This window comes from Marinimicrobium sp. (genome assembly GCF_002695945.1).
GTDB lineage: Bacteria > Pseudomonadota > Gammaproteobacteria > Pseudomonadales > Cellvibrionaceae > Marinimicrobium > Marinimicrobium koreense.
This window is the reverse complement of the sequence record NZ_NZQP01000064.1, coordinates 48,729-63,290: the sequence shown is the minus strand read 5'-3', so window position 1 is coordinate 63,290 and position 14,562 is coordinate 48,729. Positions and strand designations below refer to the sequence as shown.

Annotated in this window: 13 protein-coding genes and 1 pseudogene; 8 read left to right on the top strand and 6 right to left on the bottom strand. The window is 57.6% G+C overall.

What is annotated here, in order from left to right; genetic code table 11:
* Positions 1-192, top strand: a 192-nt coding sequence (locus tag CMG77_RS14855; protein ID WP_286905019.1) for a hypothetical protein, incomplete at its 5' end; no start/stop codon positions are given.
* Here the strand turns inward: CMG77_RS14855 and CMG77_RS14850 are convergent.
* From CMG77_RS14850 to CMG77_RS14840, 3 genes are all read right to left on the bottom strand, one after another.
* Positions 189-740 (bottom strand): hypothetical protein, encoded by a 552-nt coding sequence (locus CMG77_RS14850; protein WP_286805816.1) that lies wholly within the window; start codon positions 738-740, stop codon positions 189-191. The genes CMG77_RS14855 and CMG77_RS14850 overlap by 4 nt on opposite strands.
* A 141-nt stretch (positions 741-881) precedes the next feature.
* On the bottom strand, positions 882-1,355 hold the full coding sequence (locus CMG77_RS14845) for a hypothetical protein (RefSeq protein ID WP_286875579.1): 474 nt from the start codon (positions 1,353-1,355) through the stop codon (positions 882-884).
* Positions 1,356-1,725: 370 nt separating this feature from the next.
* Positions 1,726-2,106 carry a hypothetical protein gene (locus CMG77_RS14840; protein WP_286805813.1) on the bottom strand — a complete coding sequence of 127 codons (381 nt, stop codon included), beginning with the start codon at positions 2,104-2,106 and terminating at the stop codon, positions 1,726-1,728.
* A gap of 341 nt (positions 2,107-2,447) precedes the next feature.
* On the opposite strand from CMG77_RS14840, the pseudogene CMG77_RS14835 reads away from it, so the two are divergent.
* Positions 2,448-3,337, top strand: a pseudogene (locus CMG77_RS14835) (phage integrase N-terminal SAM-like domain-containing protein).
* A 187-nt stretch (positions 3,338-3,524) separates the two neighbouring features.
* Here CMG77_RS14835 and CMG77_RS14830 read toward each other — a convergent pair.
* Positions 3,525-3,770 carry a YheV family putative zinc ribbon protein gene (locus CMG77_RS14830; RefSeq protein ID WP_286805809.1) on the bottom strand — a complete coding sequence of 82 codons (246 nt, stop codon included), beginning with the start codon at positions 3,768-3,770 and terminating at the stop codon, positions 3,525-3,527.
* Position 3,771: 1 nt separating this feature from the next.
* Positions 3,772-5,829 (bottom strand): oligopeptidase A, encoded by a 2,058-nt coding sequence (gene prlC / locus CMG77_RS14825; protein ID WP_286805807.1) that lies wholly within the window; start codon positions 5,827-5,829, stop codon positions 3,772-3,774.
* Between the two features lie 169 nt (positions 5,830-5,998).
* Here prlC and CMG77_RS14820 point away from each other — a divergent pair, with 169 nt between their 5' ends.
* The 4 genes from CMG77_RS14820 to CMG77_RS14805 all read left to right on the top strand — a co-directional run bounded on the left by CMG77_RS14820 (position 5,999) and on the right by CMG77_RS14805 (position 9,786).
* Entirely contained in the window at positions 5,999-6,562 is a 564-nt protein-coding gene (locus CMG77_RS14820) for a gamma carbonic anhydrase family protein (RefSeq protein WP_123638806.1), read from the top strand.
* A gap of 35 nt (positions 6,563-6,597) precedes the next feature.
* Positions 6,598-6,822 carry a putative signal transducing protein gene (locus CMG77_RS14815; protein ID WP_024461832.1) on the top strand — a complete coding sequence of 75 codons (225 nt, stop codon included), beginning with the start codon at positions 6,598-6,600 and terminating at the stop codon, positions 6,820-6,822.
* Between the two features lie 241 nt (positions 6,823-7,063).
* A complete protein-coding gene (locus CMG77_RS14810; protein ID WP_286905017.1) occupies positions 7,064-8,452 on the top strand; it encodes an alanine/glycine:cation symporter family protein in 1,389 nt (462 codons plus the stop codon).
* Positions 8,453-9,489: 1,037 nt separating this feature from the next.
* Entirely contained in the window at positions 9,490-9,786 is a 297-nt protein-coding gene (locus CMG77_RS14805) for a c-type cytochrome (RefSeq protein ID WP_502691957.1), read from the top strand.
* A gap of 68 nt (positions 9,787-9,854) precedes the next feature.
* On the opposite strand, the gene rep is transcribed toward CMG77_RS14805, so the two are convergent.
* Positions 9,855-11,864, bottom strand: coding sequence for a DNA helicase Rep (rep, locus tag CMG77_RS14800; protein ID WP_286905013.1), 2,010 nt, complete (start codon positions 11,862-11,864; stop codon positions 9,855-9,857).
* A 312-nt stretch (positions 11,865-12,176) separates the two neighbouring features.
* On the opposite strand from rep, the gene CMG77_RS14795 reads away from it, so the two are divergent.
* Positions 12,177-13,919, top strand: coding sequence for a putative bifunctional diguanylate cyclase/phosphodiesterase (locus CMG77_RS14795; RefSeq protein ID WP_502691953.1), 1,743 nt, complete (start codon positions 12,177-12,179; stop codon positions 13,917-13,919).
* Between the two features lie 74 nt (positions 13,920-13,993).
* Positions 13,994-14,230: an accessory factor UbiK family protein gene (locus tag CMG77_RS14790; protein WP_265366503.1), complete on the top strand. Its 237-nt coding sequence runs from the start codon at positions 13,994-13,996 to the stop codon at positions 14,228-14,230.
* Positions 14,231-14,562: the final 332 nt, after the last annotated feature.

The following is a 14,562-nucleotide window of genomic DNA, read 5'->3' as shown; positions in this document are numbered from 1 at the left end:
GTATTTCTTAAAGTTTGGCATGGCGTCACGTCCTTTAAACGATGCCCAATTTTATCAAAAAAGGCCTTATTTTTGGAGTTTTTCTACAGCCTCAACGCCATTGTTCAGCGGCAGCCTTGGCAGAGCGAAGCGGCGACAAGGCTGTCCGGTGGAGGGCCGCCAGGCCCGGAACGAACTGGAACTACTGGTTAGAAGCCCTGTTGCTGGCCGCAATAAACATACCTGCGACAATTCCAATCCGTGACGATTTTGTTTTTTTCGTATAGCAATCTGAAATTTGGATAGAGGTCTTCAAGCAAGGACCTCCCATCTGAACCCACGTCTGCAGAAAGCCATGAATGAATGGTATCCATCAGTTGGCCATACTCATGGTAGAAAATTCTGAGATCGAGCGTGCGCTTTAGAGCTTGCTCAGATACTAAATCTAAAACCTGAGCTATTCGGTCTATCGCCCCGTCATCGGGCGGCCCTTCCGTGTACAAGGCTGAAAATGGGATTTGACGTCCATCCTCGGAAACAAAATGGCCCGGCTTGGCGCCAGCTGGCTCAGATGCAGCATGGAATAGCTTAATCCACTGCTCAAAATCCTGTGTTGGTATGCTATCTCGGAAAAGCTGGATCATACGAAAGCTGTTCTCCAGCCTGCGCTGGTTCTGCCCCCGGGAGTAGGTGAGTAGCGCGACTACCCCACCAATCACGCCAAGCCCCAACATCAACCAACCGCGAATCTCGGTAACCAAAGATGTCTCCCTACGTTGTGCTTCTAACGCCAAGCTCACCGGAACATTTTACGGAGAGCGTTTTTGTGAAAGAATGAAGCGCAGCTGAATGCACAAAAACGAGCGTAGTAAAATGTTTCCGCGTGAAGCTTTTTGTTATGTTTATAAGCCGCCCATGAAAGTAAACTTTGGATTTTCATCATTAGTCATTGATACACCAAAGTGGCAACTTAATTCGACCTTTTTACAAACGAAGGACGCTGTCCAAAAACCTTCCGTATACGTGTAGCTAAGACTTTCATAGTCATATTGAGAAAGGTCGGTCTTGGGTCTCTCTGTATGTAAATATTCAAATATCAGGCTTTCTGCTTGGGCAGGAGTATATTTTGGTAAAACATACTCCATTGCTGACACCTTTCCCACCGTGAATAACAATAAGACCAGCAATCCGAACTTTCTCATATATCCCTCGAAAACATAACGCCGCAAGCACGCGCGGCTTTGTAGTGAAGGCGCAGCCGTAACGAAAAAGCCGTCGCCGTGCCTTGCTTTGTTAAAAATTATTCCCATGAAGGAGGCCATCCATTTAGAACCGCCACCGATACACCCGCAATGAACACTATGATTGTCAGCCAATAGCCTACCACCATAGGATAACGAAACTTGTGGCAGAACCTTGCCCCAGCGTGGTCGCCGCTGGACCAATAGCTTCTACTTTGGAGGTACCGGACTGTAGGCCAAGCGCTTATAAAGCTTTGATCACTCCAAATAGTAGGCGACCCTGCATGAAACCACTGAGCAGAGTGCCGCCGCCTCAGCAGAATCAAAAACGCCCACTGGATCAGGCTGGTAGCTAGCATCGTTGCCACTATGACGATGATAGCGATAGCTGTTGGATGATAGTTAGATAGGTCCATGGAATTTTTAACGCTGAGGTAACCGGCGCCGGAGCGCTAGCGGAGGGAACCAAAAGCGGTACGCTTTTGGCGTCCGGTTGACCGCCTGGTTATGCATTTTCCAGTTTTTCAATGACTTGCTGGGGAGACAACTCTGCCCCTTCCCAAACTTTTACTTTGTGCGCGCCCGCCCCGAAAGCTAGCTCACGGAATATCTTGACCTCCACTTCAGATAGACCACCTTCGGTCAGTTCCAGAGGATGAATCAAAACTGCGGGGCTTCTTTTGATTAATTTTTTCGGGAGAACCTTGCGGATACCGGTACTCAGATGATGCTCGGCCCGTGAAAAATCTCCTGCAAGAAGACGGAGAGTACTGAATGGCTGAGGAGCGGAAACGATTTCCACAGCAGAGTCACCTGAGACCTTCACTATTTCGAATCGATTCCGCGAAACCTTTACGTAGAGTTTTTCCTCGAACAGCTTTCTCAAAGCTTTGTCTTCCTATGCATAACATTTGTATATCGAGCCAGCACGCTTTTTCGCTATGCACATTTCCGCTTGAAAGCCGCTAACTCATTGAAATTAAAAAATTAAATTGAACTTTAGCACAGAAACAGCAGGCGGAAACCGTGCCAGCTCAGTTTTCGTCCGGATGTCGCCTGTTATTTACCCCAGTAACATTTCTAACCTACTGATAAAAAAGGAAAAACTATCATCGGACCGCAAAAAACGCGCTCTGTAAAGATGACCTGTACGCCAAACTTTGCAAGAGTCTCAAATATACTGTATAAAAGTACAGAAATTGATCGTTATTACAGGGAGTGATTCTGATGCCATCCAGCCCTTTTATGGAGATGATTCGTCGTGATATCCGCCTTCGCGGATACAGTCTACGCACTGAGAAAACTTATCTTTTTTGGATCAAGCAGTTTATTCTCTTCAATGACAAACAGCACCCCACTGATATTGGGGTCAGCGAGGTTAAAGCGTTTTTAACGTGGCTAGCGGTGGATCGTCACGTCGCTGTCAATACACAGAAAGTCGCGTTGAACGCAGTGGTGTATTTGTATCATAAGGTTCTGGACACACCGCTCGGTGAAATTGATTTCTCTCCCGCGAGCAAACAGCGTCATCTACCTACAACGTTAGCTCCCCGAGAAATTCGCGCGATCCTGTCCCATTTGCCCCAGCCTCAGCGGCTCATCGTTTCTATTCTCTATGGTAGCGGTTTAAGAGTGTCTGAATGCCTGCGTCTCAGGGTTCAAGATGTGTGCTTTGATCGAATGTCGCTGACCGTCCGCGACGGCAAGGGAAAAAAAGATCGTCAAACGCTTCTGAGTCAATCGGTGGTTCCTGAGTTGAAAGAAGCCATTGAAAAAGCACTTACGATTCAACAAAAAGACAACCAATCCGGCATCGGCCCGTCCATGCCCGGCGTCCTCGCGAAAAAGTATCCCTCTGCCTATCGCACACCTGGATGGATGTTCATTTTCCCATCTGAATCGGTCAGCGAACATCCGCTTACCGGCACGCTTTGCCGGCACCACTTGCACGATTCCGCCATTCATTCGCGACCCACTTGCTGCAAAGCGGTTATGACATACGCAGCGTGCAGGAGCTATTGGGCCACAACGATGTGAGAACGACGCAGATTTATACCCATGTGTTGGGGCAGCATTATGCGGGAACGCGCAGCCCCTTGGATGCACTTGCGGATTAATGTGCCAGACCGGCGTTTAGGCACGCTACCGCCCGTAGTGCGACATTTTCTCTTGGTAGAAAGTATTTCAGAGAGCATGTGGCAACGGGGCTTATTTGGTTGTTTGGGTAAGGTAGCAGGTGGAGAGCGAAAAGCAAGTTGGAGCAGGATTGTTGCATCGTGTGTCGGCACCACATGGGTGCCCTACTCAGTCGTCGTTCATTGGGAGGATCTTGACCACTTGCTCCTGGGCTTTGCGCTCTTCCTGGCTGGTGTTGACGCGGGTTTCGATTTCCCGCATCTGGGGTTGGATATGCTGTTCCTGTTTGAAGCCGCAGTCGACGCATTCGCGGTAGTCGGTGCCGTCTTCGTTGTACACGCGAAGGCGGTCCATGGCGGAGCAGCGGGGGCAGACGGCCCCGGCGATAAACCGGGGCGTTTTGCTGAAGGCCATATCAGGCAGCCTCCTCGTCGATGCCGCTGTGGCGCAGCAATGGGGCGATGCTGGGCTCGCGGCCGCGGAAGTTGACGAACAACTCCATGGGCGGGCGGCTGCCGCCCTGCTGGAGGATTTCTTTGAGGAAGCTTTCCCCGGTGTCCCGATTGAAGATGCCCTCTTCCTCAAATCGGGAGAAGGCATCGGCGGAGAGCACTTCGGCCCACTTGTAGCTGTAGTAGCCCGCCGCGTAGCCGCCGGCGAATATGTGGCTGAAGCTGTTCTGGAATTTGTTGAACGCCGGTGGCGTGATCACGGCCACCTGGTCGCGCACTTCATCCAGCAGTTGCTGGGGCGCTTTCGGGCTATTGGGGTTGTACTCCGCGTGCAGGCGGAAGTCGAACAGGGAGAACTCCAACTGCCGCACCATCTGCATACCGGACTGGAAGTTCTTGGCTGCCAGCAGTTTGTCCAGCAGGTCTTTGGGCAGCGGTTCGCCGGTTTTGTAGTGGCCGGAGATCAACGGTACCACGTCCGGTTCCCAGCACCAGTTTTCCAGGAACTGGCTGGGCAGCTCTACCGCGTCCCAGGCCACGCCGTTAATGCCACTGACGGCGGCCACGTCGATCTGGGTCAGCATGTGGTGCAGGCCGTGCCCGAATTCATGGAACAGGGTGGTCACTTCATCGTGAGTGAGCAGTGAAGGGGTCTCGCCCACCGGAGGGGTGAAGTTGCAGGTCAGAAACGCGACCGGCCGCTGCACACCACTGGCGGTCTGGCGGCGCACACGACAGTCCGCCATCCAGGCACCGCCGCGTTTGTTTTCCCGCGCGAAGATGTCGAAGTAGAAGCCTGCGATGTGTTCACCGTCTTTGTAGATCTGATAGAAACGCACGTCGGGGTGCCAACTATCAAAGCTCGCCACCGGCACAATGTCGATGTCGTAGAGGCGTTTGACCACCTCGAACAGGCCGCTGATCACCCGCTCGGCCGGGAAGTAGGGGCGTAGCTCTTCCTGGGACAGGGCATAGTCCGCCTGCCGGAGTTTTTCGCTGAAGTAGGCCAGGTCCCAGGCTTGCAGGTCGGTGCAGCCTTCTTTTTCTGCAAAGGCTTTCAGTTGCTGAACGTCCTGCTCCGCCAGAGGTTTGGACTTCTCGGCCAGCTCGGTCAGGAAGTTTATGACCTGTTCTGTGCTGTCCGCCATCTTGGTGGCGAGGGAGCGTTCGGCGTAGTTATTGAAACCCAGCAATTGCGCAAGCTCATGGCGCAACGCGAGGGTCTCGTCGATGATCGCGGTATTGTCCCACTCGGCGGCACTGCTTCCATCGGCCTTCTGACCTTCCGCGGACGCACGAGTCACAAATGCGGTGTAGGTCTCCCGGCGCAGGGCCCGATCTTCGGCGTAGGTCATGACCGCCAGGAAGGAGGGGATGTCCAGGGTGGTGACATAGCCTTCCAGGTCTTTCTGCTTGGCAGCCTGAGCAGCTTGCTCCAGAGCGGAGTCGGGCAGGCCGGCCAGATCCTGCGGGTCGGTAAAGTGTTTGTACCAGGCTTGGGTAGCGTCGAGCACGTTGTTGGCAAACTGGGTAGAGAGCTCACTGAGGCGTTTTTTGATCTGGCCATAGCGTTTTTTGGCCTCGCCCTCCAGGGCCACACCCCCAAGTCGGAAATCCCGCAGGGCGTAGTCGATGGACTGGCGTTGGGCCTGGCTCAGCTGGTCGTACTCCGGGCTGTCGGCAATGGCCTGGAAGGCTTCATACAAGCGCCTGTCCTGGCTCACTTCGGTGTTGTACTCGGTCAGCAACGCCACGCTGGCGTTGTACGCCTCGCGCAGGGCCTCGCTGTTGACCACCGCGTTCAGGTGGCTGACCGGGGACCAGGCCTGCTCCAGGCGGTCCTCTTCGGCTTCCAGCGGAGCGACGAAATTGTCCCAGGTCGGTTGATCCAGCCCGTCCAGCAGCCGCTCGCGATGGGCGCGGTTTTCGTCGATCAACTGCCGAATGGCCGGTTCCACGTGCTCCGGCTTGATGGCTGAAAACGGGGGCAATTCGTGGGTTTCCAGCAGGGGGTTGGCCATAAGGTTATCGCTCCAAAACTCTGTGTCTGTGACTCAAAAAACGGGGTTATCGCGTTGAACATTCGCGCTCGGCGGCCCGGGACGCTACCATGATACATCGTTACGCGGCGGCGGGTAGACGCCCGCTCCAGCCGACGCTCCGTGTCCGATGCCCTGTATGAGGTAACCCATGACCGCATCTGCTCCCTCTTCGCCCGCTCTGCGCCGCTACCAGGGCGTCGCCCCGACGTTGGGCGAGCGCGTCTACGTTGACCCGGCCGCCGTGGTAATCGGCGACGTGACCCTGGGCAGTGATACGTCCGTCTGGCCCTGTGCGGTCATTCGCGGCGACATGCACCGTATACGTATAGGCGAAAGGACCAGTATTCAAGACAACAGCTGCCTGCACATCACCCACGCCGGCCCCTTCAACCCGGAAGGCTACCCGCTGACCATCGGCGACGACGTCACCGTAGGCCACTCGGTCACCCTGCACGGCTGCACCCTGGGCAACCGCATCCTGGTGGGCATCGGCTCCACCATACTGGACGGCGCCGTGGTGGAAGACGAAGTGGTAATCGGCGCCGGCACCCTGGTACCGCCGGGCAAACGCCTGGAAAGCGGCTACCTCTATATGGGCTCACCCTGCAAACAGGCCCGCCCGCTCAAAGACAGCGAGCGGGAATTCTTCAAATACTCCGCCAGCAACTACGTGGCGCTGAAAGACCAGTATCTCCAAGAACAACAGAGCTGATCGCCCAACCACCAACACCCACGAGGCACTCCGCCATGCAAGAAGTCTATTTGCCGGAAAACAACATTGAGGCGCACCTGGTACAAGGGTTGCTCGAATCCGAGGGGATTGATTGCGAAATCCGCGGTGAATATTTGCCCGGAGCCGCGGGGGAGTTGCCGGCGGGAAGCACGGTGTCGTTGTGGGTGCACGAAGCGCAGTTTGAAGACGCCAAGCGGGTTTTGGCGCGGTATGAGGCGGGGGAGTTTGCGGCCGAGTAGCGTTTTAATTTTAGGATCGATTCAATCTTTACCTTTGGTTACGGCGGATGCGCGCTTTGCGCTTATCCGCCCTACGCGAGCTGCGGACGTGAATCAGACTATGAGGCCGGGATAGGGGTTCACCCTTTCAAGACCGTGGAGCGGGGGACCCGCGATGCGAGCCCCCAGGGATGGGTTTACGGCGTGTCTTGAAAGGGTGAACCCCTATCCCGGCCGGACTCAGACAAACATTAGAGGATCTATGGAAGCGGCATTTACAGCGTTTGCGAATTTTATGTGGGGCATGCCCCTGGTGATACTGCTGGTGGGAGGTGGCGTCTTCTTCGTCGCCTACTCCCGTGGCCTCCCCTACCGACACTTCAAACACGCCCTGCAGATCCTCAGTGGCCGCTACGACCACCACGACGACGAAGGCGACATNCCCCACGCCCAGGCACTGAGCACCGCCCTCTCCGGCACCCTNGGCCTCGGCAACATCGCCGGCGTCGCCCTGGCGCTCACCATGGGCGGCCCCGGCGCCATCTTCTGGATGTGGGTCACCGCCGTCATCGGCGTCGCCACCAAATTCTATACCTGCTCCCTCGCCGTCATGTTCCGGGGCAAAGACAGCCTCGGTCGGCTGCANGGCGGCCCCATGTACGTCGTTCGCGAAGGCCTGGGAAAACGCTGGTGGCCGCTCGCCGCATTGTTCGCCGTCGCCGGTTTGATGGGCACCATGCCCGCCTTTCAGGTCAACCAACTCGTACAGATTGTGCGTGATGTGGTGGCCATCCCCGCCGGGNTCGCCAGCGAAAGCAACCACTTCGCCTTTGACCTCACGCTCGGGCTGATCATCGCCGCCCTGGTGCTGCTGGTCATTACCGGACACGTCCAGCGNGTTGGTAAAGTGACTTTGAGAATGGTGCCGGTCATGGTCCTGCTCTATTTGGGGATGACCCTNCTGTTGNTGNTCCAGTACNTGGGCGAAATTCCGGCCGCACTNCACCTGATCGTCACCGACGCCTTCAGCGGCCAGGCCGCCGCCGGTGGCGCCATCGGNACCGTCATACTGATGGGCGTGCGCCGGGGCGCCTTCTCCAATGANGCGGGNATCGGCACCGAATCNATGGCCCACGGCGCCGCCAAAACCAAGGAGCCCATTCGCGAGGGCCTGGTGGCCATGATGGGCCCGGTGATCGATACCCTTCTGGTCTGTACCTGCACGGCACTGGCCATACTGGTGACCGACGCTTGGCAGGTGGACGGAAGTATNGACGGAGTGACCCTCACCGCCCGGGCCTTCGAAACCGCCTTCCCCAACGTCGGCGCCTANCTGTTGGTGCTGGTGGTGGCCCTGCTNTCGCTGAGTACCGTGTTCACCTTCTGGTATTACGGCAGCAAATGCCTGGGCTTTCTGATCGGGGCTCANCATCAACATCACTACATCTGGATTTACGCCACTCTGGTNGTGCTCGGTAGCGTGGTGAGCCTGCGCGCGGTGGTGGGTNTGGTGGACGGGCTCTATGCCACCATGGCCATTCCCACCATGGTATCCGCCCTGNTGCTCGCNCCCCGGGTGAACCGGGCNGCNCGNGATTANTTCGCCCGGCACCGCNAGGGCGACCATGAACCGGCTTCTACAAATTCATAACGGTTTTTTACGCAACNATACCACCCGGGCGACGTCTAACCGACGTAGTATGGCGTATTCACNGTTANGCGATTGGGGAGGTCTNNATGACACATCNGCGCGTTATCTCACTCCGTTTCTGGNCGAGGGCCGCNCTNCTGGCCNTNGNGACNTTNTGGCTGGCNGCCTGCGCNCAGCANTCGCCCCTNCCGCTGGCNGANGANTCANTGCGCCCGGCTCAGCCNGGCAACTTNGANCATGTNTTTCTNCCCCCNGGCGANCGNCTGCCCCGGATCACCACACTTTATATCGAACCGNNCCAGGTCGCCCTGAGCGATTACTNGCTGCGCGACCGAAGGGCTGATTACACCCAACGGGACCTGGATCGCATCTACGAGGATTACGGTCGCTTCCTCGACGAAGCGCTCCGTGAGGGGCTGAGTGAGCAAACCGGNGTTACNCTCACCGAGAACCGCGAAGAGNCGGACATGATTTTNCGCCCTACCCTGCGCAANCTGAACATCTACGCNCCGGACCTGAGCCGGCCGGGNATCACCCGCNACTACACGCGNGANGCCGGAAACGCCACCTTTGACCTGGTACTGGAAGACCCNANCGGCAAGGTACTGGCGCAGTTCATCGACCACCGGGAAACCCAGAACCTGACCGGACAGGCNATGGANTGGACCAACCGGGTCACNAACTACCGNCACTTNAGNCGCNTGATGGACCGCTGGACCCGCAACCTGGCCGTTTACCTGCTGATTGCCGGGGCCGTGCCCGAGCCCGCCGANTGACGGGCTTTGGTTCACCTGAGCGACGGTTTGTGGCTATAATGCGCCCTCGCGGTTGGCGGGCTACGCCCGNTGATCGCCCCAAATAGTCCAAAGAGGCACTGCCTCTCACAACGAGGATGAAGCACCGTGAGTCTAGTCAAGAAACGCATCGGCCTGTTGTTGGCTGCCAGTCTGGGTCTGCTCTCCGCTCTGGCGGTGGCTCAGTCCAGTAACGTGTCCAAAGAAATCGANAACCGCCTGGCCCCGGTAGGCAAGGTGTGCATGGCCGGTGACGATTGCGCGGCAGCGCCCGTGGCCAGNGCCAGCAGCGGTGANCCGCGCTCCGGTGAAGAAATTTACGGCTCGGCCTGCGCCACCTGCCACGATGCTGGCGTGTCCGGTGCGCCGATGCTCGGTTCCGTGGACGACTGGGCAAGCCGCATTGAGAAGGGCTCCGAGACACTGTACGACCACGCTATCAACGGTTTCAATGCCATGCCGGCCATGGGCTTGTGCAGCGACTGCTCTGATGAAGAGATTCAGGCGACCGTCGATTATATGGTTGAAGAGAGCAGTTAATCGTTTAGCGGAAGGTTACGGCGGATGCGGCCTGCGGCCTTATCCGCCCTACGCGCCACTAGGGCGATCTAATCAAACATCCCCANCANACTGCTCAGCGTCTCTTCGCCCTTGGCNACATTTTTCTCCGGACTGAGCTCACCGAATCCTTCACTCTCCACATCCTCCGGCGGTAANTCCTCCAGAAACCGACTGGGCGTGGTTTCAAAGATTTCCCCNAACTGCTTGCGCTTGTGGGCCANNGTCATGGTCAGGGTTTTCTGGGCGCGGGTGATGCCCACGTAGGTCAGGCGCCGCTCTTCCTCGATATTGCCATCTTCGATACTGTTCCGGTGGGGCANCAGGTCTTCTTCCANNCCCACCATGAACACGTGNGGAAACTCCAGCCCCTTGGACGCGTGNAGGGTNAGCAGCTGCACCTGNTCCAGNTCGTCCTCNTCTTCCTGNCGCTCGAGCAAGTCCCGCAGNACCAGCTTGGCAATGGCTTCCTTGATGGTGGTCTCATCGTCGTCATCCCCCGGCGCCAGAGTCTTGCCCAGGGAGTCCACCAGGTACTGAACGTTTTCCCAGCGCCGCTCGGCNGCCTTGGGGGTACTGGCGTTCTGNTGCAGCCAGGCCTCGTANTCCATGTCTTCGAGCATTTCCCGAATCGCGCCGATCGGGTTGTCGCCGTGGGAGCGCTGATGCACGCCCTCCATCCAGTGCACAAACCGGCGNAGGCGTTCGAGCGCCTTGTCGTTGAGCTGNCTCTCCANCCCAAGTTCATTCACCGCGCTGAACAGCCCGATATGCCGCTCNGTGGCGTAACGCCCGAGGGCTTCCAGGGTACTGGTGCCGATCTGCCGGCGCGGGGTGTTGATCACCCGCAAAAAGGCGTTGTCGTCGTCCGGGTTTACCAGCAGGCGTAAATACGCCATCACATCCTTGATTTCGGTTTTGGAGAAGAAGGACGAGCCGCCGCTGATTTTGTAGGGAATCTGGTGTTGCTGCAGTTTGATTTCCAGCAGCCGGGCCTGGTGGTTGCCCCGGTACAGTACCGCGTAGTCGCGGAACTTGCGCTGGTAGCGCAGCCGGCTGGTGAGAATTTCCGTGGCCACCCGCTCGGCCTCCGCCTCTTCATTGGCGCAGCGGATCACCCGGATCGGGTCGCCCANGCCCATTTCACTCCACAATGCCTTGTCGAATTCGTGGGGGTTGTGGGCAATCAGGTGGTTGGCCACTTTCAGNATGCGNCTGGTGGAGCGGTAGTTCTGCTCCAGCTTGATCACATTCAGGGCCGGGAAGTCCTGCTTGAGCAGGCTCATGTTCTCCGGCCGGGCGCCGCGCCAGGCGTAGATCGACTGGTCGTCATCCCCCACCACGGTGAGCGAGCCGCGCACGCCCACGATCAGCTTGACCAGCAGGTACTGGCTGGAGTTGGTGTCCTGGTACTCGTCCACCAGCAGGTAGCGGATTTTGCGCTGCCAGCGGGCGAGAATGTCCGGATGGTCCTGGAACAGGCGTACNGGAATCAGGATCAGGTCGTCGAAATCCACGGCGTTGTAGGCCTTGAGNGCCTGGTTGTAGCGCTCGTACACCCGGGCGATGGTCTGCTCGCCCGGGCTNTGGGCCATGGCCAATACCTCGGCCGGATCGGTCAGGTCGTTCTTCCAGTTGGAAATCTGATGCTGAACCCGGTTCAGGTGGTCGNTGTCCAGCTCGCCGTCTTTGAGCAACAGNTCCTTGAGCAGGGCNCGGGCATCTTCGGCGTCAAATATCGAAAATCCGGGTTTGAAGCCCAGGGCTTTATACTCCCGACGTATGATATTCAGGCCCAGATTGTGAAAGGTCGAGACCGTCAGCCCCTTGGCGGCGCTGCCTTTGACCAGCGAGCTGACCCGCTCCTTCATCTCCCGGGCGGCCTTGTTGGTAAAGGTCAGGGCGGCGATATGGCGAGCCGGCAGGTCGCACTGCTCGATCAGATAGGCAATCTTGCGGGTGATCACACTGGTTTTGCCACTNCCCGCCCCGGCCAGCACCAGGCAGGGGCCATCAATATAGTGTACGGCTTCTCGCTGACGGGGATTGAGCTTGGGCACAGTACCTCACCAATTCAGTGCGTGGCGTCATCAGGCGTGGCTGACACAGGGGGCCGGCATTGTAGCAGGGCGCCAAGGGCACGCAAGCACCCGCACAGACGCACGTGTCACTGCCCGACCAGCGGCCATTGGCACCCCGCGAAAGTGGTTTATTATGGGGTATAGGTGGTGTAAAGTCCTCAACTGGCGCGGATTTCTTCATGCTGTGTGGTCCGTCAAGGTNGATGAGTATTGGGTCATAAACAACGAGAACCGGATCGCCTCGNGCGGCCGGGTCGGCGGCGTCAAGGTTGAGCGCACTGAAGCCCTGCGATGCCCCCAACGATACCAAAGGAACCATGGAATCGGGCAATGGACAGAATCGTAAAGATCCTCTTTATTGACGGCGAGGAAGGCGAGTACCTGNTNCTGGCCGACCTGTTGTCAAAGATTCACCACACCGACTATCAGCTGGTCTGGCACGACCGGCTGGATGGCGCTTTGCCCGCCATTTTTGGNGANGACTACGACCTGGTGCTGCTGGACTATTACTGGGGTANTGGCCANACCGCTCAGGACCTGCTGACCGCCGCCAAAACCCAGGCNTGCACCACCCCGATCGTGGTCATGACCAGCGAGATGGAAACNGAGGTGGACCGGGAAGCCATTCGCGCCGGCGCCGCCGACTACCTGATCAAGGGCCATATCGATACCCAGCTGCTCGAGCGCACCCTGCGCTATGCCATCGAGCGTAAGCGCACCGAGCAACACCTGAGTCGCCTGGCGCACTACGACACCCTCACCGACATCCCCAACCGCATTCTCTTTCGCGACCGGCTCGAACACGCCATCCGCCTGGCGGACCGGGATCAGGGCCAGTTCGCACTGATGTTCATAGACCTTAACGGCTTCAANCAGGTGAATGACAGCTTCGGCCACGACACCGGCGACACCATGATCCGGGTGTGCGCGGACCGCCTCAAGGAATGCATGCGCCGCAGCGACTCGGTTGCCCGCATGGGNGGCGATGAATTTACNNTGNTGCTGGAAAACACCGATAATGGCGCCAACATCGCCCATATNGCCGAGAAAATCATCGAACGTATCGGTGCACCCTATCATATCGGCGGCTACGAAATGCGCATCGGCTGCAGCATCGGCATCGCGGTNTACCCGGANGNCGGCCGCGATGCCGANAGTCTGCTCAAGAACGCCGATATGGCNATGTATCAGGCCAAGCAACAGGACGACAGTAGCTACCGCTTTTTTACCGAGGCCATGAACAAGGCCGTGCGCCTGCAACTGCGAATGGAGTCCGACCTGCGGGCCGCCCTGCGTCTGAATCAGCTCAGCCTGGAATACCAACCCCGCATCGACCTCAATACCGGGGACATTGTCGCCATGGAGGCACTGCTGCGCTGGCAGCACCCGGAGCGCGGCCTGCTCGATGCCAAAGAATTCATCAGTGTTGCCGAAGATACCGGCCTGATCAACGACATTGGCTACTGGATTGTGGAGTGCGCCTGCCAGGACCTGCGCCTGCTGCAGCGCGAGTGTCACTTGGAATTGCGTATGGCGGTCAATCTGTCAGTGCGCCAGTTCCGGGATGAACAGTTGGTGCACCGGCTGGCGGGGACCCTGAATGAGCTCGATGTGCCCGGCCGGAATCTGGAGTTTGAGCTCACCGAAGCCAGCCTGATGGACAACCTCGATCTGGTCAGCCTGTGCATGCGGCCACTATCGCACCTGGGCCTGGAATTCTCCCTGGACCAGTTTGGCAGTGGTAGCTGCTCCTTCCTGCACCTGCAGCGCCTGCCCATCCGCGCGGTTAAAATTGATTCCCGGTTTTTGGCCGCTCTGAACCACAGCGTGGACGACCAACGCCTGGTCACCGCCATGATCAACCTCGCACATAATCTGGGCAAAGTGGTGATCGCCGAAAGCGTGGAAACCCAGGAACAGAGAGATTGGCTGCAGGCCGCCGGCTGCGACCAGATGCAGGGCTATCTGTTCTGCGCCCCCCAACCGGTGGACAAGGTGTGTCGCACCATCAAGCAATGGCACAGTATCGCCTGAACCCCCAGTAACCACTGACAAGGATATCCCGGCGCGCTACACTGGGGTTTTCCCCAGCATGATCGAGTGCCCCTATGATTAACGACTTTGCCCAGAAATTCTTTCAGGAAATTGACCGCAAATTGCCGGGCTTGCAGGACATGCTTCCCAAGCAGGAAATCAAAGCCGCCGTACAGTCCGCGCTCGGCAAAATGGATCTGGTCACCCGAGAAGAGTTCGACGCCCAAACCGCCGTACTCCAGCGCACCCGCGAGCGTCTGGAACAACTGGAAAAACAACTCGCCGAGCTGGAAAATTCCTCCCGTAGGTAGGATCGGTCCGATGCTTTGGAATGAAGCGTAATCCAACAATCCCGCCAAACTCCGCCACCGGGGATCCAGGGCGTGCTCGCTCCGAAACCCGGAGATTCTCCGATCTAAGCTCCCATTAACACTGTGATTCACTCCCGCCTTTATGACAATTCGGCGGTGCTGCATACGTATTCATATTGCCACCGTCATGAATCCGTCTCTAGACTTCCTCCAAACATCAGTTGATGTAAATACGTAAACAACGCCGAATGTGAAGTCTCTGATAGTCGCGTTCCCAAAGAACGCCACTCCCTCCAAACGCGGTATCGGCGCCGGGCTTGCAACCCATTTCA

Bases quoted from the DNA above. Each gene is read 5' to 3' on its own strand.
- CMG77_RS14830 (WP_286805809.1), bottom strand. From the start codon at position 3,770: ATGGCCTTCAGCAAAACGCCCCGGTTTATCGCCGGGGCCGTCTGCCCC.
- prlC (WP_286805807.1), bottom strand. From the start codon at position 5,829: ATGGCCAACCCCCTGCTGGAAACCCACGAATTGCCCCCGTTTTCAGCC.
- CMG77_RS14820 (WP_123638806.1), top strand. From the start codon at position 5,999: ATGACCGCATCTGCTCCCTCTTCGCCCGCTCTGCGCCGCTACCAGGGC.
- CMG77_RS14815 (WP_024461832.1), top strand. From the start codon at position 6,598: ATGCAAGAAGTCTATTTGCCGGAAAACAACATTGAGGCGCACCTGGTA.
- CMG77_RS14790 (WP_265366503.1), top strand. From the start codon at position 13,994: ATGATTAACGACTTTGCCCAGAAATTCTTTCAGGAAATTGACCGCAAA.